At 47.0% G+C, this 22,146-nt stretch carries 26 protein-coding genes and 1 other annotated feature; all 26 genes read left to right on the top strand.

Annotated elements, in window-relative coordinates; all coding sequences use genetic code 11:
• Nucleotides 1–72: 72 nt before the first annotated feature.
• The 26 genes from secE (at nt 73) to rplX (ending at nt 22,132) form a co-directional block, all read left to right on the top strand.
• On the top strand, nt 73–291 hold the full coding sequence (gene secE, locus AAC978_RS09400) for a preprotein translocase subunit SecE (protein WP_341547781.1): 219 nt from the start codon (nt 73–75) through the stop codon (nt 289–291).
• A 74-nt stretch (nt 292–365) separates the two neighbouring features.
• Nucleotides 366–893: a transcription termination/antitermination protein NusG gene (gene nusG, locus AAC978_RS09395; protein ID WP_341547780.1), complete on the top strand. Its 528-nt coding sequence runs from the start codon at nt 366–368 to the stop codon at nt 891–893.
• A 36-nt stretch (nt 894–929) separates the two neighbouring features.
• Nucleotides 930–1,358, top strand: a complete 429-nt coding sequence (gene rplK, locus AAC978_RS09390) for a 50S ribosomal protein L11 (protein ID WP_015260973.1) — start codon at nt 930–932, stop codon at nt 1,356–1,358.
• A gap of 48 nt (nt 1,359–1,406) precedes the next feature.
• Complete coding sequence (gene rplA, locus AAC978_RS09385; protein WP_341547779.1) at nt 1,407–2,099, top strand: 50S ribosomal protein L1; 693 nt, start codon at nt 1,407–1,409, stop codon at nt 2,097–2,099.
• A gap of 66 nt (nt 2,100–2,165) precedes the next feature.
• Nucleotides 2,166–2,297, top strand: a sequence feature (ribosomal protein L10 leader region).
• A gap of 32 nt (nt 2,298–2,329) precedes the next feature.
• Nucleotides 2,330–2,860: a 50S ribosomal protein L10 gene (gene rplJ / locus AAC978_RS09380; protein ID WP_341547778.1), complete on the top strand. Its 531-nt coding sequence runs from the start codon at nt 2,330–2,332 to the stop codon at nt 2,858–2,860.
• 177 nt (nt 2,861–3,037) lie between these two features.
• Nucleotides 3,038–3,412: a 50S ribosomal protein L7/L12 gene (rplL, locus tag AAC978_RS09375; protein WP_341547777.1), complete on the top strand. Its 375-nt coding sequence runs from the start codon at nt 3,038–3,040 to the stop codon at nt 3,410–3,412.
• A 580-nt stretch (nt 3,413–3,992) separates the two neighbouring features.
• Nucleotides 3,993–7,346: a DNA-directed RNA polymerase subunit beta gene (gene rpoB, locus AAC978_RS09370; protein ID WP_341547776.1), complete on the top strand. Its 3,354-nt coding sequence runs from the start codon at nt 3,993–3,995 to the stop codon at nt 7,344–7,346.
• A gap of 147 nt (nt 7,347–7,493) precedes the next feature.
• The gene (gene rpoC / locus AAC978_RS09365; RefSeq protein WP_341547775.1) at nt 7,494–10,961 is read left to right on the top strand and encodes a DNA-directed RNA polymerase subunit beta'; all 3,468 of its coding nucleotides are present in this window, start codon (nt 7,494–7,496) and stop codon (nt 10,959–10,961) included.
• 91 nt (nt 10,962–11,052) lie between these two features.
• Nucleotides 11,053–11,304, top strand: a complete 252-nt coding sequence (locus tag AAC978_RS09360) for a ribosomal L7Ae/L30e/S12e/Gadd45 family protein (RefSeq protein ID WP_341547774.1) — start codon at nt 11,053–11,055, stop codon at nt 11,302–11,304.
• A 104-nt stretch (nt 11,305–11,408) separates the two neighbouring features.
• Entirely contained in the window at nt 11,409–11,831 is a 423-nt protein-coding gene (gene rpsL / locus AAC978_RS09355) for a 30S ribosomal protein S12 (protein WP_015260980.1), read from the top strand.
• 51 nt (nt 11,832–11,882) lie between these two features.
• Entirely contained in the window at nt 11,883–12,353 is a 471-nt protein-coding gene (gene rpsG, locus AAC978_RS09350) for a 30S ribosomal protein S7 (RefSeq protein WP_341547773.1), read from the top strand.
• Nucleotides 12,354–12,420: 67 nt separating this feature from the next.
• The gene (gene fusA, locus AAC978_RS09345; RefSeq protein WP_341547772.1) at nt 12,421–14,499 is read left to right on the top strand and encodes an elongation factor G; all 2,079 of its coding nucleotides are present in this window, start codon (nt 12,421–12,423) and stop codon (nt 14,497–14,499) included.
• Between the two features lie 149 nt (nt 14,500–14,648).
• On the top strand, nt 14,649–15,851 hold the full coding sequence (gene tuf, locus AAC978_RS09340) for an elongation factor Tu (protein WP_341547771.1): 1,203 nt from the start codon (nt 14,649–14,651) through the stop codon (nt 15,849–15,851).
• Between the two features lie 269 nt (nt 15,852–16,120).
• Nucleotides 16,121–16,429 (top strand): 30S ribosomal protein S10, encoded by a 309-nt coding sequence (gene rpsJ, locus AAC978_RS09335; RefSeq protein ID WP_341547770.1) that lies wholly within the window; start codon nt 16,121–16,123, stop codon nt 16,427–16,429.
• A gap of 273 nt (nt 16,430–16,702) precedes the next feature.
• Entirely contained in the window at nt 16,703–17,332 is a 630-nt protein-coding gene (gene rplC / locus AAC978_RS09330; RefSeq protein ID WP_341547769.1) for a 50S ribosomal protein L3, read from the top strand.
• A gap of 24 nt (nt 17,333–17,356) precedes the next feature.
• Nucleotides 17,357–17,980, top strand: coding sequence for a 50S ribosomal protein L4 (rplD, locus tag AAC978_RS09325; RefSeq protein ID WP_341547768.1), 624 nt, complete (start codon nt 17,357–17,359; stop codon nt 17,978–17,980).
• A complete protein-coding gene (gene rplW, locus AAC978_RS09320; RefSeq protein WP_341547767.1) occupies nt 17,980–18,267 on the top strand; it encodes a 50S ribosomal protein L23 in 288 nt (95 codons plus the stop codon). Before rplD ends, rplW begins: the two co-directional genes overlap by 1 nt.
• A 24-nt stretch (nt 18,268–18,291) precedes the next feature.
• Nucleotides 18,292–19,122, top strand: a complete 831-nt coding sequence (rplB, locus tag AAC978_RS09315; RefSeq protein WP_341547766.1) for a 50S ribosomal protein L2 — start codon at nt 18,292–18,294, stop codon at nt 19,120–19,122.
• Between the two features lie 19 nt (nt 19,123–19,141).
• The gene (gene rpsS, locus AAC978_RS09310; protein ID WP_015260989.1) at nt 19,142–19,423 is read left to right on the top strand and encodes a 30S ribosomal protein S19; all 282 of its coding nucleotides are present in this window, start codon (nt 19,142–19,144) and stop codon (nt 19,421–19,423) included.
• 17 nt (nt 19,424–19,440) lie between these two features.
• Entirely contained in the window at nt 19,441–19,785 is a 345-nt protein-coding gene (rplV, locus tag AAC978_RS09305) for a 50S ribosomal protein L22 (RefSeq protein ID WP_341547765.1), read from the top strand.
• 3 nt (nt 19,786–19,788) lie between these two features.
• The gene (rpsC, locus tag AAC978_RS09300) at nt 19,789–20,448 is read left to right on the top strand and encodes a 30S ribosomal protein S3 (protein ID WP_341547764.1); all 660 of its coding nucleotides are present in this window, start codon (nt 19,789–19,791) and stop codon (nt 20,446–20,448) included.
• Nucleotides 20,449–20,886, top strand: a complete 438-nt coding sequence (gene rplP / locus AAC978_RS09295; RefSeq protein ID WP_341547763.1) for a 50S ribosomal protein L16 — start codon at nt 20,449–20,451, stop codon at nt 20,884–20,886. It abuts the gene before it with no gap.
• Complete coding sequence (gene rpmC, locus AAC978_RS09290) at nt 20,876–21,079, top strand: 50S ribosomal protein L29 (RefSeq protein WP_015942761.1); 204 nt, start codon at nt 20,876–20,878, stop codon at nt 21,077–21,079. The genes rplP and rpmC overlap by 11 nt, the downstream gene beginning before the upstream one ends.
• Nucleotides 21,080–21,102: 23 nt before the next feature.
• Nucleotides 21,103–21,363, top strand: coding sequence for a 30S ribosomal protein S17 (rpsQ, locus tag AAC978_RS09285; protein ID WP_341547762.1), 261 nt, complete (start codon nt 21,103–21,105; stop codon nt 21,361–21,363).
• Between the two features lie 34 nt (nt 21,364–21,397).
• Complete coding sequence (gene rplN / locus AAC978_RS09280) at nt 21,398–21,766, top strand: 50S ribosomal protein L14 (protein ID WP_015260995.1); 369 nt, start codon at nt 21,398–21,400, stop codon at nt 21,764–21,766.
• A gap of 27 nt (nt 21,767–21,793) precedes the next feature.
• Nucleotides 21,794–22,132, top strand: coding sequence for a 50S ribosomal protein L24 (gene rplX, locus AAC978_RS09275; RefSeq protein ID WP_341547761.1), 339 nt, complete (start codon nt 21,794–21,796; stop codon nt 22,130–22,132).
• The last annotated feature ends 14 nt before the right edge of the window (nt 22,133–22,146 follow it).

Here is a 22,146-nt window from a genome sequence, read left to right as displayed (position 1 = left end):
TATCTGCCAAATGTCTGTACGCCGGGCTGCGTTGTCAGTATTGGTGACTCAGAGTTGTAAGGAAGTGATTGGATGGGCGCAGTTAAAAAGCAAACGAATGCTCCTGGAAAAGAGAAGTCATCAGAGTACTTCAGAGGAGTATGGAGTGAACTTAAGAAAGTACACTGGCCAGACCGTAAACAGCTTTTGACTTATACTGGAGTGGTTCTCGTCGCTGTTGCTTTCGTAGCTGTCTTGCTATGGGTTGTAGACAGTGGATTTAGTATTTTAGTGACCAAGATTCTCGGATAGGTACTCAAACAGGTTGCCCAAATGCTTTTGGCAAGTTGTTTTGGGGCCTTGTATTGGAGGTTCCTGTTCGAAATATGACAAAGAACTGGTATGTTATTCACACTTACTCTGGCTACGAGAATAAGGTGAAGACTAATCTTGAAAAACGCGTAGAGTCTATGAATATGGAAGATAAAATCTTCCGCGTTCTTGTTCCTATGGAAGATGAGATCGAAATCAAAAATGGGAAGAAGAAAGTCGCCAAGCGTAAGGTTTTCCCAGGCTATGTTCTGGTGGAAATGGATATGACGGACGATTCATGGTATGTGGTGCGCAATACTCCGGGCGTGACCGGCTTTGTCGGAACCGGTGCCAAGCCAATACCTTTATTAGATCATGAAGTTCAAGCCATCTTACGTCAAATGGGTGTGGAAGAAATTCGTACGCGAGTGGATTATTCTGTAGGTCAAAGCGTACGTGTTACCTCAGGTCCTTTTAAGGATTTTGTCGCTATTGTTGGTGAAATCCTTGGAGATAAAGGAAAGCTCCGGGTTTCCGTCTCAATGTTTGGACGTGAGACACCGGTAGAACTTGATTTTGCACAAGTCGAGAAAGTCGACTAAGCTAAGTAGTAATTACCCTATTAAGGAGGTGTAACTATGGCAAAGAAAGTCGTTGGTTTGGTAAAACTAGCTATCAACGCAGGTAAAGCAAATCCGGCACCTCCGGTTGGTCCGGCTCTTGGACAGCACGGGGTCAACATTATGGCCTTCTGCAAAGAATACAACGAGCGCACAAAGGATCAAGCGGGACTGATTATTCCGGTTGAGATTACCGTTTATGAAGACCGATCCTTTACCTTTATTACCAAAACTCCCCCTGCATCTATTTTATTAAAGAAGGCAGCCAACATTGAGTCGGGTTCTGCTGAGCCTAACCGCAAAAAGGTAGCTCAAGTCAGCAAGACCAAGGTTCGCGAAATCGCCGAAACCAAGATGAAGGATCTCAATGCAGCAAGTGTTGAAGCAGCTATGAGCATGATTGAAGGCACTGCGCGCAGCATGGGAATCACTATCGTCGAAGGTTAATTATTACGTGGGAGGGCTAGTCCCGAAGAACCACTAGGAGGTTAAAGAATGGCCAAAGTAGGAAAAAACTATCAAGAAGCAGTTAAAGCTTTTGACCGCGCTGCTCTTCATGAGCCAGCAGAAGCGATAGCTATCGTTAAAAAGGTTGCTAAAGCAAAGTTTGACGAAACTGTCGAAGTAGCATTCAAGCTCGGTATTGATACACGTCATGCCGATCAACAAATCCGTGGAGCTATTGTGCTTCCGAATGGAACTGGTAAAACTCGTAGCGTCTTAGTTTTCGCTAAAGGCGAAAAGGCTAAAGAAGCAGAGGCTGCTGGTGCAGATTTTGTTGGTGCTGAAGATATGATCGCCAAAATTGAGCAAGGTTGGTTTGATTTTGATGTCGTTGTGGCAACACCCGATATGATGGGTATGGTCGGTAAGCTGGGTCGTGTGCTTGGTCCTAAGGGACTTATGCCAAACCCTAAGACCGGTACTGTAACCTTTGATGTCGAAAAAGCCGTCAAAGAAATCAAAGCTGGTAAGATTGAATATCGTGCTGATAAAGCCGGTATCATTCATGCTCCAATCGGCAAAGTATCCTTTAGCGAAGAGCAACTTTTCGAGAACTATAAAGTTCTGACAGAGACTTTGCTTAAAGCAAAGCCTGCTGCTGCTAAGGGTCAATATGTCCGCAGTGCTACAGTGTCCTCTACCATGGGGCCTGGAGTTCGGATTAACCCGGTCAAAGCATTTTAATCTGAATCTCACATAATGTCGGGAAAGTTTCTTGACAGGTTTGTATAGATGAGATATACTCTATTAGAATTGAATAGCCTTCCACTGTAGACAGCAGGGGCTCTAGTAGCTTAATATCCTGCCGAGGTTGAAGAGATAGCCTTTAATTATTGGGCCTTCTTAACCTCTGCAGTCAAGCGGAGGTTTTTTAATGAGTGAGAGTCGTATCGTTCGGAAGGAGGTGGACTTAGATGCCAAATATCGAAGAAAAAGCACTGGTGGTTGCTGAGATTAAGGAAAAGCTCCAAAGCTCCTCGGGAGTCGTTCTTGCCGATTATCGCGGTTTGACCGTTGCCCAAGTTACCCAATTACGTGCTCAATTGCGTGAAGCTGGAGTAGACTATCGCGTCTTGAAAAACACCATGGTGCGTCGTGCAGCTCATGAAGTCGGTATTGAAGGTTTGGATGGATATCTTGAAGGACCTACAGCCGTTGCGTTCAGTGCTGATCCGGTAGCTCCCGCTAAAATATTAGCTGATTTCATTAAGGCTACAAAGGTTAAGACCTTTACTATTAAAGCAGGTGTAGTCGAAGGAAAAGTCGTTGACGAAGCAGGTGTGAAAGCTTTAGCTGAACTGCCTTCTCGCGAAGTTCTGCTTGCCCAAGTCCTACGTGGAATGCAAGCACCCCTCGTTGGCATGGCCAATGTACTTCAAGGACCGATCCGCAAAATGGGTTATGCCTTGGAAGAAGTGCGTAAGCTTAAAGAAGCCCAAGCGTAAGCGAGGCTTCAAGTACGAGGATCGAAGTTCGACCTTCGATGTGCGAATTTTGATGTACGATGTTCTGGTTAGGATGTCGGGCAATGCCCAAGCGGCATCGTAGCTGAATAATAATGGATTCTATAATGATTCAAAAACAAAAAATAATTTGAAGTGATATTAGGGAGGAAAATTTCAATGTCTAAAACTGCTGAAATTCTCGAAGCCGTAAAAGGCTTAACTGTACTCGAGCTTGCTGAGCTCGTCAAAGCTTTCGAAGAAGAATTTGGTGTAAGTGCTGCTGCTCCTGTTGCTGTAGCTGCTGCTCCTGGTGCTGCTGCTGCTCCTGCTGCTGAAGAGCAAACCGAATTCGATGTTATCCTCATGAATGCTGGCGCTGGTAAAATCAACGTCATCAAAGTTGTTCGTGAAATCACTGGTCTTGGCTTGAAAGAAGCTAAAGAACTCGTTGACGGCGCTCCAAAGCCTGTTAAAGAAAAAGTCAGCAAAGACGATGCTGAAGCTGTCAAAGCTAAGCTTGTTGAAGCTGGTGCTACTGTCGAAGTTAAATAATTTAGCTATAGACAAAAAGGAGTCCTCCTCTGTGGAGGGCTTCTTTTTTTAGTAAATGTGTATTGCCCTTGTAAAACTCTTGCCGCGAAAAGCATTGCCTGAAGAGTGTTGCTAGATAAAAATCTTCGCGCCAGGGAAGCCTGATGAGTGAGTGGAGCAGGCTGTTATATTGAATTAGTCAATAGATAAAGGTATAATTAAAGAAAAAATTCGGAACACGGACCAAGATATAGCAATAAATGAATGAATTCCCCTTGACATTGAGGAATAATATTGGTATCCTTAATAATTGTTACTGTACATAAAATGGCCTATTTATCCATTCACTTCCAGACAGTAACGTTCCGATGGGCAAACTTCCATTGGATAGTAAATAAAGGTGACGATGGGGAGATTGTCATTTGATTGATACTTTCACGCAAAAGGGATCTCCATAGACAGTGAAGCGAGGTTTTGCAAATGAGGCCTTGCTTTTGGCTGTTTATGTCACAATATTGTCTGATGGAGTCATACTACTCCATCAGCAGTAAGTTTCTTATATCCTCGGGCGAGGACATCACACTTGAGGGGTGAAGCGTACATGTTCTATCCTGTTAAGGTAGGGACGCGGGAACGCTGGAGCTATTCCAGAATTCGAGAAGTTCTCGACATGCCAAATCTAATCGAAATTCAACAAAACTCTTACCAGTGGTTTCTTGATGAGGGTTTGAGGGAGATGTTTCGAGACATTTCTCCGATTCAAGATTTCACGGGGAATCTCGTATTAGAATTTATTGACTACAGCTTGGGAGAGCCTAAATACGAGGTGGAAGAGTGTAAGGAACGCGACGTAACCTATGCTGCGCCACTGCGTGTTAAAGTTCGTCTCATTAATAAAGAGACAGGAGAAGTGAAGGAACAAGAGGTCTTCATGGGAGATTTTCCCTTGATGACCACTAAAGGAACCTTCATCATTAATGGAGCTGAGCGGGTTATCGTTAGCCAGCTGGTTCGTTCTCCTGGAGTTTATTATGCTGAAAGTATCGATCCCAGCGGTAAGAAGCTCTATGGTGCCACTGTCATTCCCAACCGCGGGGCTTGGTTAGAATTTGAGACCGACGTCAATGATAATATCTTTGTACGTGTGGACAGAACTCGTAAGCTTCCGGCTACCGTCCTGATTCGGGCCTTGGGCTATGCTACCAATGGTCAGATCACTGAGCTATTTGATGATAACGAGCATATCCGCATTACTCTAGAACGGGATAATACGGAATCTACCGAGGAAGCGCTAGTCGAGATTTACAAGCGTCTGCGCCCCGGCGAGCCTCCGACTGTGGATAGTGCGCGCTCTCTCTTAGAAGCTTTATTCTTTGATGCTAAACGATATGACCTGGCGAAGGTTGGTCGCTATAAGTTAAATAAGAAATTAGATCTAGACATTCCTAAAGAGGTCCATCATTTGACTAAGGAAGATATTATCGCTTCCTTGCGTCGCATGCTGAATCTGATGGCTGGAGAAGGTCATAAGGATGATATCGATCATCTCGGTAATCGTCGACTACGCTCGGTCGGGGAGCTACTCCAAAACCAGTTTCGTATTGGCTTATCCCGGATGGAGCGGGTGGTTCGGGAACGGATGACGATTCAAGATGTGGATGTCATCACGCCTCAAGTTCTTATCAACATACGCCCAGTTGTTGCTGCGATTAAAGAATTCTTTGGTAGTAGCCAGCTGTCTCAGTTTATGGATCAGACCAACCCATTGGCTGAATTGACACATAAACGCCGTCTCAGTGCCTTGGGACCTGGAGGTTTGAGCCGTGAACGTGCCGGCTTCGAAGTTCGTGACGTTCACTTCTCCCACTATGGTCGGATGTGTCCGATTGAGACCCCTGAAGGTCCCAACATCGGCTTGATTGGTTCATTGAGTACCTATGGGCGGATTAACCCATACGGCTTTGTCGAAGCACCTTATCGCAAGGTTATCAATAGTCGGGTCACCGATCAGATTGACTATTTGACAGCTGATGAGGAAGAAAAATTTGTTGTGGCTCAGGCCAATTCACCCTTAACTGAGGATGGCACCTTTATTGAAGAAAAGATTGATGGTCGTCATGGTCCTGATTTCGTCCTCGTACCACCCGATCGAATTGACTACATGGATGTATCTCCGAAGCAAATGGTTTCTATCGGGACCGCGTTGATTCCCTTCTTAGAGCATGATGATGCTAACCGTGCCTTGATGGGTGCCAACATGCAGCGGCAGGCCGTACCTCTTTTGCGCACCGACTCTCCTTACGTGGGAACAGGTATGGAGTACAAGGCAGCTAAGGATTCCGGAGTCTGTGTCATAGCCACTAAGGATGGTACTATTGAGCGCGCCACTGCCGAGGAAATCATCATTCGTCACGATGGTGGAACCTTAGAAAAGCATAAACTGTTAAAATACCTGCGCTCCAACCAAGGAACCTGTATTAATCAACGTCCTATCGTTCTCAAGGGTGAGCGGGTAGAAGCTGGCCAAATCATCGCCGATGGACCTTCCACGGATCATGGTGAACTGGCTCTCGGCCGTAATGTGCTGATCGCCTTTATGACCTGGGAAGGCTATAACTACGAGGATGCTATCTTGATCAGCGAGAAGCTGGTTAAGGAAGATTATTATACTTCCATTCATATAGAAGAATATGAAGCTGATGCTCGGGATACCAAGCTAGGACCTGAGGAAATCACTCGGGATATTCCTAACGTCGGTGAAGACGTTCTGAAAGACCTGGATGAGCGTGGTATTATTCGCATCGGTGCGGAGGTTCGTCCTGGGGATATCTTAGTCGGTAAGGTTACCCCGAAGGGTGAAACTGAGTTGACTGCCGAGGAGCGCCTCCTGAGAGCGATCTTCGGTGAAAAAGCCCGTGAAGTGCGGGATACTTCTCTCCGGGTACCTCACGGCGAGGCCGGTAAGATTGTCGATGTTAAAGTCTTTACCCGTGAGAACGGCGATGAACTGGCCCCCGGGGTCAACGAATTGGTTCGTGTTTATATCGCTCAAAAGCGGAAAATCTCCGTGGGGGATAAAATGGCCGGACGTCACGGAAACAAAGGGGTTATCTCTCGCATCATGAAGCAAGAGGATATGCCCTTCTTGCCAGATGGCACTCCGGTAGAAATCGTCCTGAACCCGTTAGGCGTTCCTTCGCGGATGAACATCGGTCAGGTTATGGAGACTCACTTAGGTCGGGCGGCTAAAGCTCTCGGACTTCGTGTTGCTACCCCGGTCTTTGACGGGGCTACGGAAGCCGACGTCTTTGAGACTTTGAAAAAAGCCGGACTGCCCGAAGATGGTAAATCCGTTCTTTATGACGGTAGGACTGGGGAGCCCTTCGACAATAAGATTACCGTCGGCTATATGTACTTCTTGAAGCTACACCATTTGGTTGACGATAAGATCCATGCTCGTTCCACCGGACCTTACAGCTTAGTTACGCAGCAGCCTTTGGGCGGTAAAGCTCAATTCGGTGGTCAGCGTTTCGGGGAGATGGAGGTTTGGGCTCTGGAAGCTTATGGAGCGGCCTACACCCTACAAGAAATTCTTACTGTCAAGTCCGATGACGTGGTTGGCCGGGTTAAGACCTATGAAGCCATCGTTAAAGGTGAAAATATCCCTGAACCGGGTGTTCCAGAATCCTTCAAGGTTCTCATTAAAGAATTGCAAAGCTTATGCTTGGATGTTCGTGTCCTCTCTGAAGATGATGAAGAGATCGAGATTCGCGAGATCGAAGAAGATGTTACCGAGACAGCGAAAGAGCTAGGCATTGATCTTCACGAAGACCTCCCAGCTCCCGCAGCTCATAGTGCTCGTGAAGGAGAGGAAGAGGAATACTCTGAAGAAGAGGATGAAGTGGTCGAAGACGAAGCTCTAAGCTTTGATGACGACGAAGACGACTTGGATTGAACGAGACTTCCTTCAGTGAGAATTTCCCCTACTGAAGGTTAGTCGAGTCCATACTGGACTTAACCGCCCTTGGGCCTCCGCCCATAGAGGCGGGGGGTCTAAGGGCGGGTTAGATCAGTGATAACCCGGGTGAAAGGAGCGAGAACCGTGCTAGACGTCAACAACTTTGACCGGATGCGTATTGGTCTGGCTTCACCGGAGATGATCGAAGAGTGGTCTCATGGTGAAGTTAAGAAACCTGAAACAATCAATTATCGTACCCTAAAACCGGAACGCGAAGGACTTTTTTGCGAAAAAATATTTGGACCTACCCGTGACTGGGAGTGCCATTGCGGAAAATACAAACGTGTTCGCTATAAAGGAATTGTCTGTGACCGCTGCGGCGTAGAAGTCACTCGTTCCAAGGTGCGGAGAGAACGGATGGGCCATATTAAGTTAGCAGCTCCCGTCTCCCACATCTGGTATTTCAAAGGCATCCCCAGCCGGATGGGGCTTCTCTTGGATATGTCTCCCCGCTCCCTGGAAAAGGTTCTCTATTTTGTTTCCTATATCGTTACAGATGCGGGCAACACTTCCTTAATGAAAAAACAACTCCTCACGGAGACTGAATATCGGGAGTACCGTGACAAATACGGTGATGAGTTCAAAGCGGGCATGGGTGCAGAGGCTATCAAATCACTTCTTGTCGAGATGGACTTAGACAAGCTCAATGAGGAATTGAGAACCGAACTGAAGGAAGTCTCGGGCCAACGGAAAATTCGTGCCATTCGTCGTTTGGAAGTGGTAGAAGCCTTCAAGGAATCAGGGAATCAGCCTAGTTGGATGATTATGGATGTTGTCCCGGTCATTCCTCCGGAGCTTCGTCCAATGGTTCAGCTTGACGGTGGACGTTTTGCCACCTCTGATCTCAATGACCTTTATCGCCGGGTCATCAACCGGAATAATCGCCTTAAGCGTCTCCTAGATCTGGGAGCACCGGATATCATTGTTCGCAATGAGAAACGGATGCTTCAAGAAGCCGTAGATGCCTTGATTGATAATGGTCGTCGGGGTCGCCCTGTGACCGGACCGGGCAATCGCCCTTTGAAATCCTTAAGCGATATGCTAAAAGGAAAGCAAGGACGCTTTCGCCAGAACCTCTTAGGAAAACGGGTTGACTACTCCGGTCGTTCCGTTATTGTGGTCGGGCCGAATTTGAGACTTCATCAATGTGGTCTGCCCAAAGAAATGGCCTTGGAGCTTTTTAAGCCCTTTGTGATGAAGAAGCTGGTTAAAGAAGGCCATGCACATAATATCAAAAGCGCGAAACGCATGGTGGAAAGAGTACGCCCTGAGGTTTGGGATGTCTTGGAAGAAGTCATCACAGAACATCCTGTTCTCCTCAACCGGGCTCCGACCCTTCATCGTTTGGGTATTCAAGCCTTCGAGCCTGTACTTGTAGAAGGACGTGCCTTGCAAATTCACCCTCTCGTTTGTACCGCCTACAACGCGGACTTTGATGGTGACCAAATGGCTGTACACGTTCCCTTATCTGCTGAGGCACAAGCAGAAGCACGACTCTTAATGCTTTCTGCTCACAATATTTTGAATCCAAAGGATGGTCGTCCGGTTGCTTCGCCAACTCAGGATATGGTCTTAGGTTCTTACTACTTGACCATGGAACGTCCCGGTGCTCTTGGTGAAGGAAAGATCTTCAAGGATCGGGATGAAGCTGTGCTGGCTTATGAAATGAAAGAAGTCAATCTCCAGGCACAGATAAAAGTACGTCAGCCCAACGGTGAGCTTTTGGAAACCACCATTGGTCGCTTGATCTTTAACTCGGTTATCCCTTCTGAAGTAGGCTACATCAATGAAGTGGCTGGGAAAAAGACTCTGAACAATATCGTTGCCAAATGCTACCGTGTCGGTGGCTATAAGGCAACTGCTGACTTGCTCGATGGTATTAAAGCCTTAGGCTTTAAATACTCCACACGGGCCGGAATGACCGTTGGTCTTGCCGATATTACCGTTCCGGATGAGAAGAGACAGATTCTCGCGGATGCGGACGGTCTGGTCAATAAGACGGAGCAGCAATTCCGTCGTGGTCTGATTACGGATGAAGAACGCTACGAAAAAGTCATTGAGATTTGGACGAAAGCCACCGACACCGTAACGAAAGCCCTGATGAACACTCTGGATAAATTTAATCCTGTCTACATGATGGCTACCTCCGGTGCTCGGGGCAACATCCAACAGCTCCGCCAGTTGGCAGGTATGCGTGGACTTATGGCTGATCCTTCCGGACGGACCATCGAATTGCCCATTAAAGCAAACTTCCGTGAGGGCCTGACCGTTTTAGAATACTTCATCTCCTCCCACGGAGCTCGGAAGGGTTTGGCTGATACTGCACTGCGGACTGCTGACTCAGGTTATCTAACCCGTCGTCTCGTCGACGTATCTCAAGATGTGATCGTTCGGGATGAAGACTGCGGCACCACCGTAGGTATTATGGTGGACGATGTTAAAGACGGTCCAGAGATCATCGAAAAATTGGAAGAACGATTAGTGGGCCGCTTCTTACTCGAAGATATGAAGCATCCGGAGACAGGAGAAATCTTGGCCACGGCTGACGAAGAGATTACCGAAGAACAAGCCCATGCCATTGCTGAAGTATACGATAAAGTCATCATTCGCTCCGTGCTCACCTGTAAGACACGTTATGGCGTCTGCCGCAAGTGCTATGGACGCAACCTGGCAACCGGACATCACGTGGAGATGGGAGAAGCCGTTGGTATCATTGCTGCTCAATCCATCGGTGAGCCGGGAACACAGTTGACCATGCGTACCTTCCATACAGGTGGTGTGGCTGGGGATGATATTACTCAAGGTTTGCCGCGTGTTGAGGAACTCTTCGAAGCTCGCAAACCAAAGGGCCAAGCTATTATCTCTGAAAATGAAGGGGTAGTGACTATTCGCGAAGTCAAAGGACGTCGTGAAGTGGAAGTTTTGAGTGACAATGAAGAGCGCATGTCTTACACTATCCCCTATGGTTCTCGGTTAAAAGTTCGCGAAGGCGATCGCATCGAGGCTGGAGATGAGCTAACTGAAGGAAGCATCAATCCTCATGATATGCTTAAAGTTAAAGGAATCCGTGGGGTTCAAGTCTACCTGTTAGGAGAAGTTCAACGGGTATACCGCCTCCAAGGGGTGGATATTAACGATAAACACATTGAGGTCATGGTTAGGCAAATGCTCCGCAAGGTTAAAGTCGAGGAGGCTGGGGATACATCACTCTTACCCGGCGGTCTTATTGACGTCTTTGACTTTGAAGAAGAGAATACGAAAGTGATAGAAGCTGGCGGCGAACCTGCCGTAGCACGTCCGGTACTTCTCGGAATCACCAAGGCCTCCTTGGCCACCGATTCCTTCCTCTCTGCAGCATCCTTCCAGGAAACTACCCGTGTGCTTACCGAGGCAGCTATTAAAGGTAAGGTAGACCCGCTCTTGGGGCTCAAAGAAAACGTCATTATCGGTAAGCTCATTCCGGCGGGCACAGGCATGTCTCGTTACCGAAATGTAAAAGTTTTGGACATGGATGAGAAAGAGATTGAAAATCTTGACACTGTAAACACCTAATGATAAAATACTGTGTGTGATTTAACGATTTGTGGGAAAGTAGATATTTTTCTGCTGAACTATCGTTAAACATAAGGAGGAAAGCATTTTCATGCTTGATGAAGCCTTAAAAAAGCCCAACCGAAGAACCGTGGGGGTCAAGCAAACTCTACGGGCTCTGGAAAAAGGGAGCGCACTTCGCGTTTATGTGGCTAAGGATGCTGAGGGTCATGTGGTTCGTCCCATCCTCGACCAATGTCGGAATCATGGCATTGACGTGCAAGATGTCCAGACTATGGTTGACTTAGGTAAGGCCTGTGGGATTGAAGTGGGTGCTGCAGTGGCAGCACTGCTCACAGAATAGACGAGGCAGCTCCGAAATCTTATGTTAGTTTTGGGGATTGCTTGCTTTATGCTGAAGCAAGCAATTCCTTTGATATGTTCTCATGTTAGGAAGGAGGTGTAGTTATGCCGACGATTAATCAATTGATTCGTCATGGTCGTTCCAAGTTAGCGAAGAAATCAACAGCTCCTGCTATGCAATGGGGCTATAACTCTTTACAACGTAAGCAATTCGCATCTGGAGGATCTCCGCAAAAACGTGGGGTATGTACTAGGGTTTACACCACAACTCCGAAGAAGCCGAACTCTGCTCTTCGTAAAGTTGCCCGTGTACGTTTAACCAATGCGATTGAAGTATCTTCATACATCCCAGGTATTGGACACAACCTGCAAGAGCATAGTGTTGTCCTTGTTCGTGGTGGTCGTGTGAAAGACCTTCCGGGTGTTCGTTACCATATCGTTCGTGGAGCCCTTGATACACAAGGTGTTCAAAAACGGATGCAAGCTCGTTCTAAGTACGGCGCTAAACGTCCTAAAAAAGGGAAGTAAGCCGTCTGAACCGAGGGAAATACGAATCGCGTAGTAAAGGAGGGAAATGATTTGCCACGTAAAGGATATATCGCTAAACGTGAGATTCTGCCTGATCCGATTTATAAGAACCGGACGCTGACCAAATTTGTTAACCAAATTATGTTGGATGGCAAAAAAGGCACAGCAGAATCCATTTGCTATAATGCATTTGACATCATTCAAGAGAAGACCGGTAAAGATCCGATTGAAGTGTTCGAAACCGCTCTCAAGAATGTTATGCCTGTCTTGGAAGTAAAAGCACGCCGGGTCGGTGGTGCTAACTACCAAGTGCCCATCGAAGTTCGCGCTGATCGTCGTCAAACCTTAGGACTACGCTGGCTTGTGGCTTATGCCCGCAAACGCAGTGAAAAGACTATGGAAGAGAAGATTGCCGGTGAACTGATGGATGCTGCCAATAATACTGGCGGTTCTATTAAGAAAAAAGAAGACACTCATAAGATGGCCGAAGCCAATAAGGCTTTTGCGCATTTCCGTTGGTAGGATGATCAAAGCGTATGCTTAAAATCATCACATCTGGGAATGACTATGGCAGAAAGGGGGATTATCAGTGGCAAGGCAAGTACCATTAGAAAAAACCCGGAATATCGGGATTATGGCCCATATTGACGCGGGCAAAACAACCACGACTGAACGCATATTGTTCTACACAGGACGTGTGCATAAGATTGGGGAAGTTCATGATGGCGCAGCAACCATGGACTGGATGGTTCAAGAACAGGAGCGTGGTATTACCATTACTTCTGCGGCAACCACAGCTCATTGGAAAAATCATCGCATTAACATCATTGATACACCAGGGCACGTGGACTTCACAGTAGAGGTGGAACGTTCGCTGCGTGTACTCGACGGTGCTGTGGCAGTATTCTGTTCTGTCGGCGGTGTTGAGCCTCAATCTGAAACGGTTTGGCGCCAAGCGGATAAGTACGGAGTACCCCGTATAGCGTATATCAACAAAATGGACCGTATGGGTGCAGATTTCTTCCGGGGAGTAAAAATGATTGCTGACCGGTTAGGTGCTAACCCAGTTCCGATTCAAATTCCGATTGGTGCCGAGGATAAATTCAAAGGAATCATTGATCTCGTAACCATGAAGGCTATGATTTACACGGACGATTTAGGCACCACCAGTGACGTTGCCGATATCCCCGGAGACTTAGTCGACAAAGCCAACGAATATCGTGAGAAACTCCTTGAAGCAGTTGCTGATACGGATGAAGAGCTCATGATGAAATATCTCGAAGGTGAAGAACTGACTGAACAAGAGGTTCGGACTGGAATCCGTAGTGGAACTATCGGACTTAAGTTCATCCCTGTGGTCTGTGGGTCTTCATTCAAGAACAAAGGGGTACAACCACTGCTTGATGCGGTTGTAGACTATATGCCATCCCCTCTTGATGTAGCTGCTATTAAAGGGGTACATCCAGAGACTGGCGAGCCTGATGAGCGTCACTCCAGTGATGCAGAACCATTCTCAGCCTTGGCCTTTAAGATTATGGCTGACCCTTACGTGGGCAAATTGGCATTTTTCCGGGTATACTCGGGAGTCCTGGGTTCAGGATCCTATGTTTATAATTCAACCAAGGGTAAAAGAGAGAGAATCGGTCGGATTCTCCAAATGCATGCGAATCACCGGGAAGAAATTTCCGAGGTTTATGCGGGAGATATTGCGGCAGCAGTCGGCTTAAAAGATACCAGCACAGGGGATACCCTCTGTGATGATAAAGCTCCGATTATTCTCGAGTCTATGACTTTCCCTGATCCTGTTATCAACGTGGCCATTGAGCCAAAGACGAAACAAGACCAGGAGAAGATGGGTACAGCTCTAGCTCGTTTGGCTGAAGAGGATCCTACCTTTAGAATGCATACTGACCAAGATAGCGGACAAACGATCATCGAAGGAATGGGTGAGCTTCACCTTGAGATCATCGTGGACCGTTTGCAACGTGAATTCAAGGTTGAGTGCAATGTTGGACGTCCTCAAGTTGCATATAAAGAAACGATTCGCCGTGCTGTTAAAGCCGAAGGTAAATTCGTACGTCAATCCGGTGGCCGCGGACAATACGGACACTGCTGGGTTGAGTTCGAGCCTATGGAGCAAGGCACCGGCTTCGAATTCGTCAACAAGATTGTGGGTGGCGTAATTCCGAAGGAATACATTGCCCCTATCGGACAAGGGATCGAAGAAGCTCTGCAAAACGGTATCCAAGCGGGCTACCCTGTTATGGATATTCGGGCTACAGTCTATGACGGTTCCTACCATGATGTGGACTCCTCCGAAATGGCGTTTAAGATTGCCGGATCGATGGCCTTCAAAGCTGGAGCAGCCAAAGCAGATCCTGCAATTATCGAACCTGTCATGAAGGTTGAAGTCACGGTACCAGAAGAGTATATGGGTGATGTCATCGGCGATATTAACTCTCGCCGCGGACGGATTGAAGGAATGGAAGCTACAGGAAACGCTCAAATCGTACGTGGATACGTACCGCTTTCAGAGATGTTTGGCTATGCAACCGACCTTCGTTCCAAGACTCAAGGCCGTGGAGTTTACGTCATGATGTTCGACCACTACGAAGAAGTGCCCAAGAATATCGCGGAAGGCATTGTTGCTAAACGCGCTGGCGCTTAATCAAAATTTGAGGTTAGAGATTCAAAGTTCGTGAGACGATTGTTCTCAATGCGAGGCTCAAATACAGAGATACCTTTGGAGGAGAGCCTCGCCGAAATAAAAAGGAACTTCTATTCCTACTTATTATTTAGAAGGAGTGAAAATTTAAAATGGCAAAGCAAAAATTCGAACGTACAAAACCCCACGTTAACGTTGGAACCATCGGTCACGTTGACCATGGTAAAACAACCTCTACAGCTGCTATCACCGCTGTTCTTTCCAAAGCTGGTGGTGCAGTAGCACAAGCCTTCGATCAAATCGACAAGGCACCTGAAGAAAGAGAACGTGGAATCACCATCTCTACTTCCCACGTTGAGTATGAAACTGCTGCTCGCCACTATGCTCACGTTGACTGCCCAGGCCACGCCGACTATGTTAAAAACATGATCACCGGTGCTGCGCAAATGGACGGAGCAATCCTCGTTGTATCTGCTGCTGATGGCCCTATGCCACAAACTCGTGAGCACATCCTGCTTGCTCGCCAAGTAGGTGTTCCTTACATCGTCGTATGGCTCAACAAAGCTGACATGGTTGATGATCCGGAACTTATGGAACTCGTAGAGATGGAAATTCGTGAACTCCTCAATGAGTATGAATTCCCTGGCGATGATATCCCCATCGTTCCCGGTTCAGGCCTTAAAGCCCTCCAATGCGCTTGCGGATCCCGTGATTGCGAATGGTGCGGTAAGATCTGGAACCTCATGGATGCAGTTGATTCCTATATTCCTAACCCAGAACGTGCTACTGACAAGCCTTTCCTCATGCCTGTAGAGGACGTGTTCACGATCACTGGTCGTGGAACTGTTGCTACCGGTCGTGTAGAGCGTGGTGTTGTTAAAGTCGGCGACGAAGTTGAAATCGTTGGTCTGACTGAAGCTCCTCGTAAAAGCGTATGTACTGGTGTTGAAATGTTCCGCAAGCTTCTTGACCAAGCTCAAGCGGGGGACAACATCGGAGCTCTTCTTCGTGGTGTAGATCGTAAAGATATCGAACGCGGACAAGTATTGGCTAAACCCGGTTCTATCAAACCTCACACCAAATTCACTGGTGAGGTTTTTATCCTCAGTAAAGAAGAAGGTGGACGTCATACTCCATTCTTCAACAACTATCGCCCACAGTTCTACTTCCGTACAACCGACGTTACCGGTGTAGTAACCCTTCCTGAAGGAACAGAAATGGTTATGCCTGGCGACCGTGTCACCATCTCTTGCGAACTCATCACTCCCATCGCTATGGAAGAAGGACTTCGTTTCGCTATCCGCGAAGGTGGCCGTACCGTAGGTGCTGGCGTTGTAGTAAGCATCATTGCATAAGAATAGTTAGATAGTGTAGGCAGAGACTTGAAGTCTAAAGGAGAAGGATGCCACAGTCCTACTGTGGCATCCTGACTTTTGCCTTAAGGTCTAAACTCATCCATGCTGGATTGAGGTTAAGGTCATAGTTGCAAGAGGTCTCTGACTTCTGGCATCTGACCTCCGACCTCTGATCTTGAAGGTTGCCGTTGAGAGGTACTCCGCTGATCATCGGGGAATTTCAAGACCTAATAACCCGTGCAACGGGACAAAATTTAGGAGGTTTTTTAATGAGCAGTCAAAAAATTCGTATCCGTCTTAAAGCGTTCGACCACAAAATCTTAGATCAATCTGCTGAGAAGATTGTTGAAACGGCTAAGAGAACCGGTGCCCGCGTCAGTGGCCCTATTCCCCTTCCTACTGATAAAAGCATTTATACCATTCTTCGTTCTCCCCACGTCAATAAGGATTCTCGTGAGCAGTTTGAAATGCGGACTCATAAGCGTCTGATTGATATTCTCGAACCCACTGCTAAGACTGTTGATGCTTTAATGCGTCTTGATCTACCTGCAGGCGTTGATATCGAGATTAAAACCTGATTTCAGTCGAAACAATCTTGTTTTGTCATAAGCTCTTCATAAGAAACGCTGGTTGAGTAGGAAGTTTTGAAAGTTTAAAGATTCAGACATCCGAAAAAACTAGCGTTCGCTTGGAGTTTATGATATAATACTTTTTGTTTGTAGCGCGAAACACCCGGCGGTGTGGACCAAAAACCCGGGGGTTCAAGCTTCAAAATAAACAATTAAATTTGGGACACTCTCGTGCTCCGGCTTAGGGCTGGCGCACTTCAAAGTGTTCAGGAGGTGGCAATCGTGTCGAAAGGAATTTTGGGTAAAAAAGTCGGAATGACCCAGGTATTTGAGGAAGATGGACATCTAATTCCCGTAACTGTGGTCGAAGCAGGTCCTTGCTTTGTCGTCCAAAAGAAAACCGTTGCAACAGATGGTTACAACGCAATTCAAGTTGGATTTGGCGCTTTGCGGGAAAGACTCGCAAACAAGCCGCAAAAAGGACATGTTGCAAAAGCTTCTGTGAAGCCGATGCGCTGGATTCGTGAGTTCCGCGTGGACAATGTGGATGCCTACGAAATCGGTCAAGAAATCACAGCAGACGTGTTTGCTGCAGGAGATGCAGTAGATGTTGTCGGGATATCTAAAGGTAAAGGCTTCGCAGGGATGATCAAACGTCACGGCGCAAGTCGCGGACCTATGAAGCATGGTTCTAAGTATCATCGCCGTACCGGTTCCCTCGGCGCGAAAGGCCCGGCTCGTGTATTTAAGGGCCGCAACCTGCCAGGACGTATGGGCGGAGAACGGGTCACTGTTCAAAACCTGAAGATTGTTCGGGTGGATGCGGATAAGAATATGATTCTTGTTAAAGGTGCCGTACCCGGTGCTAAAAAGTCATTGCTCATTCTGAAGCCTTCTGTTAAGGCGAAGTAACTTGTAAGAAAGGAGGAATAAGCAATGCCAAAGGTTCAAGTAGTTAATATGCAAGGTTCTCCTGTTGGAGAGCTCGAGCTGAATGAATATGTATTTGGGATTGAGCCCAATGTCCATGTCCTTCACCAAGCTGTTGTAGGCCAACTAGCTAGCCAAAGACGTGGTACCCACTCTACATTACTCCGTGGTGAAGTACGCGGAGGCGGTCGTAAACCGTGGCGTCAAAAAGGCACAGGCCGCGCCCGTGCCGGTAGCATTCGTTCTCCACTATGGAGAGGTGGTGCAGTCCTCTTCGGACCTAAACCGCGCAAATATGGTTTTAGCCTTCCTAAGAAGGTTCGCCGCTTGGCTTTGCGGTCAGCCCTTTCTTCCAAGGTAAACGAACAGCAACTGATCGTATTGGAAGATTTGAGCTTGAACGAAGCAAAAACTCGTGAAATGGTTAAAGTTCTTAAAGCTTTGAATGTTAGCAAAAAGGCTTTACTTGTCACTGACGAATTTATTGAAGCAGTCGATCGTTCTGCCCGCAATATCGAAGGCGTCAAAGCCACTGCGGTTGAGGGTATGAATGTATACGATCTTCTCAATGCCGATGTCATCGTGATGACGAAGGCAGCGGTAACGAAAACGGAGGAGGTGTTAGCGTAATGCGCGATGCTCGTGATGTACTCAAGCGTCCAGTAGTTTCCGAAAAGTCTGTTGGACTTATTGAGGAAAACAAGTACTCCTTCTGGGTGGACAAAGCTGCCAACAAGATTGAAATCAAAGCAGCTGTAGAAAAGATGTTTAAGGTGAAAGTCCTTGACGTTCGGACACTCAACGTTGATGGTAAAAAGAAACGTGTTGGCAAATACGTAGGTAAAACAGCAGACCGTAAAAAGGCGATTGTTACGCTTAAAGCTGGAGATCGCATTGAAGGATTTGCTGGCCTGTAAGTTTGATGCAAAGGAGGGAAACCCATGCCAGTAAAAGGATTTAAACCGTATTCTCCTGGTCGTCGTCAAATGACGGTATCGACTTTTGAAGAAATCACAAAAACTACACCAGAGCGCTCTTTGGTCGCACCGTTGAAGAGCAACGCTGGACGTAACAATCAAGGTAAATTGACTGTACGTCACCAAGGCGGAGGTCACAAACGTAAATATCGTTTGATCGACTTCAAACGCAATAAGGATAACGTGCCGGCTAAAATAGCAGCTATTGAATATGATCCAAATCGTTCGGCAAATATTGCCTTGCTCCATTACTTGGATGGTCATAAAGCTTATATCTTAGCTCCCAATGGCCTAAAAGTTGGTCAAATGATCGTCTCCGGACCGGATTCCGATATTAAAGTAGGGAATGCACTGCCCATCAAAAACATTCCTGTGGGCACCTTGCTCCACAATATCGAAATGAAGCCAGGCAAAGGAGCTCAACTTGTCCGTTCAGCGGGTGGTTCGGCTCAGCTCATGGCTAAAGAAGGTAAGTATGCAACCTTGAGACTTCCTTCCGGTGAAATGCGGATGGTTCATATCGACTGCCGAGCTACGATCGGTCAAGTCGGCAATCTTGAACATGAGAACATTAACATCGGTAAAGCTGGTCGTACACGCTGGTTAGGAATTCGTCCTACCGTACGTGGTGCCGTAATGAACCCGAATGATCACCCACACGGTGGTGGTGAAGGACGGAACCCGATCGGACGGAACCCTGTTACACCTTGGGGTAAACCAGCCCTTGGAGCGAAGACCCGAAAGAAGAAACATCCTTCTAATCGCTTCATCGTAAAACGACGCGGCAAGAAGTAATCGAAAGGAGGCCAATTAAATGAGTAGATCTCTGAAAAAAGGGCCTTATGTAGAAGGACGCTTGTTCGCTCGTGTGGAAGGAATGAATGCCTCCGGTGAGAAGCGGGTCCTGAAAACTTGGTCCAGAAGCTCAACAATATTTCCGCAAATGGTTGGACATACCATCGCGGTTCATGATGGACGGAAACATGTTCCCGTCTATATTACGGAAGACATGGTAGGACATAAGCTCGGTGAGTTTGCTCCTACACGCACCTACAAAGGGCATGCTGGTAGTGAAAAATCCAGCGGCCTACGCTAAAAGGAGGAGTTGAAAAAATGCAACAAGCCAAAGCGATCGCAAGATACGTGCGGATCTCTCCTCGTAAGGTGCGCCAAGTAGTCGATCTTATTCGCGGTAAAGCCGTTAAAGATGCTCTCGCGATTCTTCAATTCACCCCCAAGGGTTCTACTGAGCCTGTAACCAAAGTTCTGAAGTCTGCAGTTGCTAACGCAGAGCATAACTATGAAATGGATACAGATGCTTTATTTGTCAAAGAAGTCTATGTGGATGAAGGACCGACCTTGAAGCGCATTAAACCTCGGGCTATGGGACGTGCTGATCAGATCCATAAACGGACCAGTCACATTACCGTGGTTGTTGGAGAAAAGAAGGAGGGTTAAAACGTGGGTCAAAAGGTAAATCCTAAAGGTCTCCGAGTTGGAGTCATTCGTGACTGGGAAGGCCGTTGGTTTGCAGATAAAAACTACTCGGAACTCCTTCATGAAGATTTGAAGGTCCGTAAATTTGTGAAGAACAAATTACACCAAGCAGGTGTCCCTAAAGTAGAGATTGAACGGGCTGCTAACCGTGTCAAGGTTTCGATTCATGCGGCTAAGCCGGGAATCGTCATCGGCCGTGGTGGTACCGAAGTAGAAAATCTCCGCAAACAGTTAGAAGCTATGACCGGAAAGCAAGTGGCTGTCAACATTGTTGAAGTGAAGAAGCCTGAACAAGATGCCCAACTCGTTGCTGAGAGTATCGCTCAACAGCTGGAAAAACGGGTATCCTTCCGTCGAGCTATGAAACAAACTGTTCAACGTTCTATGCGTCAAGGTGCTCAAGGAATCAAAATTTCCTGTGGCGGACGTTTAGGCGGTGCTGAAATTGCACGGACTGAGTGGTATAGTGAAGGGAAAGTTCCCCTCCATACTCTTCGTGCTGACATTGATTATGGATTTGCTGAAGCAAATACCACCTATGGAAAGATTGGCGTAAAAGTTTGGATATATAAAGGAGAGGTTCTTCCCGCCAAGAAGGTCGCTCAGGTGGAAGGAGGAAAATAAATGCTAGTCCCAACACGAGTAAAGCACCGGAAACAACACCGTGGCCGGATGCATGGAAAAGCAACTCGCGGTAATACAATTACTTTCGGCGAGTATGGATTAGTGGCTTTGGAGCCAGCATGGATTACAAATCGCCAAATTGAAGCTGCCCGTATCGCGATGACACGTTACATCAAACGTGGTGGTCAGGTTTGGATTAAGATTTTCCCGGATAAGCCGATTACGGCGAAGCCTGCTGAAACCCGTATGGGTAGTGGTAAAGGTTCCCCGGAATACTGGGTTGCCGTCGTTAAACCCGGTCGTGTAATGTTTGAATTGGCTGGTGTGCCTGAAGATATCGCCAAAGAAGCACTTCGACTCGCTATGCATAAGCTTCCGATTCGGTGTAAGATTGTTCGTCGCGAAGAAGTAGAAGGAGGTGACGCAAATGAAAACTAAGAATTTCCGTGATATGACCGATGAAGAGCTCCTTAAGGAGATTGATGGCTTCAAAACGGAACTGTTCAATTTGCGTTTCCAACTAGCTACCGGACAACTGGACAATCCTGCCAGAATCCGGGAAGTTAGGAAAGGGATTGCCCGTGGCAAGACCATTCTCCGTGAGCGCGAATTAAAAATTAACCGTGCTTAAGGTTGGAAAGGAGACTTTTTAACATGGAAAGAGCCCAACGTAAAGTTAGAACCGGTAAAGTTGTCAGCGATAAGATGGAAAAAACAGTCGTAGTTGCTGTCGAAATGAAAGTTCGCCATCCGCTATACCATAGAACGATTACTCAAACTAAAAAATTCAAAGCTCATGATGAAAACAACGAAGCCAAGACTGGCGATACCGTTGTCATCATGGAGACTCGCCCTCTTAGCAAGGACAAACGCTGGCGTGTAGTTGAGATTACACAAAGAGCTGTCGCTCTCTAAGAACTGACTTTTAATTCGGAAGGAGGGTCAACAGATGATCCAAGTTCAAACTCGCCTCAGAGTTGGAGACAATTCAGGAGCAAAAGAACTGATGTGCATCAAGGTGCTCGGTGGCTCAATGCGCCGTTATGCATCGATTGGAGATATCATTGTTGCTTCAGTTAAAGAAGCAACACCAGGCGGCGTTGTCAAAAAAGGAGATGTCGTCAAAGCGGTTGTGGTTCGCACAAAAAAAGAGATCAAACGCAAAGACGGCAGCTATATTCGTTTCAGTGAAAACGCTGCGGTAGTTATTAAAGATGATAGAAGCCCGCGGGGAACTCGTATTTTCGGACCCGTAGCCCGGGAATTGCGCGATAAAGATTTCATGAAAATCATTTCTCTCGCACCGGAAGTAATCTAAGACCCCATACCAGTGGAGGTGAATGAAGTGGCTGCTGTAAAGCAAAAGATACACGTTAAAAAAGGCGATATGGTTATGGTGATCACAGGGAAAGATGCCGGAACCAAAGGCAAAGTCCTGGAAGTTTTACCGAAAAAGGGTCGCGTGGTTGTGGAGAAGGTTAATATCGTAAAGCGCCACACTAAACCCACTCAAAGCATGCCCCAAGGCGGAATCTTTGAGAAAGAAGCACCGATCGCCAGCTCAAATGTCATGCTGTACTGCACCGAGTGCAATAGCGTAACTCGGGTCAGCGTGAAGGAAACTGAGGCTGGAAAAGTCCGCGTTTGTAAGAAATGCGGCGTGAACCTGCCCGACAAAAAGTAATCGAGAAGGGAGGG

Origin of the sequence: Desulfitobacterium sp. THU1, from assembly GCF_038181555.1 — a bacterium.
Lineage (GTDB): Bacteria > Bacillota > Desulfitobacteriia > Desulfitobacteriales > Desulfitobacteriaceae > Desulfitobacterium.
This window is presented reverse-complemented; position numbering and strand designations above follow the sequence as displayed.

Coding starts and splice junctions, on each gene's coding strand:
- rpsJ (WP_341547770.1), top strand. CDS start 16,121: ATGAGCAGTCAAAAAATTCGTATCCGTCTTAAAGCGTTCGACCACAAA.
- rpmC (WP_015942761.1), top strand. CDS start 20,876: ATGAAAACTAAGAATTTCCGTGATATGACCGATGAAGAGCTCCTTAAG.
- AAC978_RS09360 (WP_341547774.1), top strand. CDS start 11,053: ATGCTTGATGAAGCCTTAAAAAAGCCCAACCGAAGAACCGTGGGGGTC.
- rplL (WP_341547777.1), top strand. CDS start 3,038: ATGTCTAAAACTGCTGAAATTCTCGAAGCCGTAAAAGGCTTAACTGTA.
- secE (WP_341547781.1), top strand. CDS start 73: ATGGGCGCAGTTAAAAAGCAAACGAATGCTCCTGGAAAAGAGAAGTCA.
- rplA (WP_341547779.1), top strand. CDS start 1,407: ATGGCCAAAGTAGGAAAAAACTATCAAGAAGCAGTTAAAGCTTTTGAC.
- nusG (WP_341547780.1), top strand. CDS start 366: ATGACAAAGAACTGGTATGTTATTCACACTTACTCTGGCTACGAGAAT.
- rplW (WP_341547767.1), top strand. CDS start 17,980: ATGCGCGATGCTCGTGATGTACTCAAGCGTCCAGTAGTTTCCGAAAAG.
- rpsL (WP_015260980.1), top strand. CDS start 11,409: ATGCCGACGATTAATCAATTGATTCGTCATGGTCGTTCCAAGTTAGCG.
- rplJ (WP_341547778.1), top strand. CDS start 2,330: ATGCCAAATATCGAAGAAAAAGCACTGGTGGTTGCTGAGATTAAGGAA.
- rplD (WP_341547768.1), top strand. CDS start 17,357: ATGCCAAAGGTTCAAGTAGTTAATATGCAAGGTTCTCCTGTTGGAGAG.
- rplB (WP_341547766.1), top strand. CDS start 18,292: ATGCCAGTAAAAGGATTTAAACCGTATTCTCCTGGTCGTCGTCAAATG.
- rplK (WP_015260973.1), top strand. CDS start 930: ATGGCAAAGAAAGTCGTTGGTTTGGTAAAACTAGCTATCAACGCAGGT.
- rplV (WP_341547765.1), top strand. CDS start 19,441: ATGCAACAAGCCAAAGCGATCGCAAGATACGTGCGGATCTCTCCTCGT.
- rpoB (WP_341547776.1), top strand. CDS start 3,993: ATGTTCTATCCTGTTAAGGTAGGGACGCGGGAACGCTGGAGCTATTCC.
- rpsS (WP_015260989.1), top strand. CDS start 19,142: ATGAGTAGATCTCTGAAAAAAGGGCCTTATGTAGAAGGACGCTTGTTC.
- rpsQ (WP_341547762.1), top strand. CDS start 21,103: ATGGAAAGAGCCCAACGTAAAGTTAGAACCGGTAAAGTTGTCAGCGAT.
- rplP (WP_341547763.1), top strand. CDS start 20,449: ATGCTAGTCCCAACACGAGTAAAGCACCGGAAACAACACCGTGGCCGG.
- tuf (WP_341547771.1), top strand. CDS start 14,649: ATGGCAAAGCAAAAATTCGAACGTACAAAACCCCACGTTAACGTTGGA.
- rplN (WP_015260995.1), top strand. CDS start 21,398: ATGATCCAAGTTCAAACTCGCCTCAGAGTTGGAGACAATTCAGGAGCA.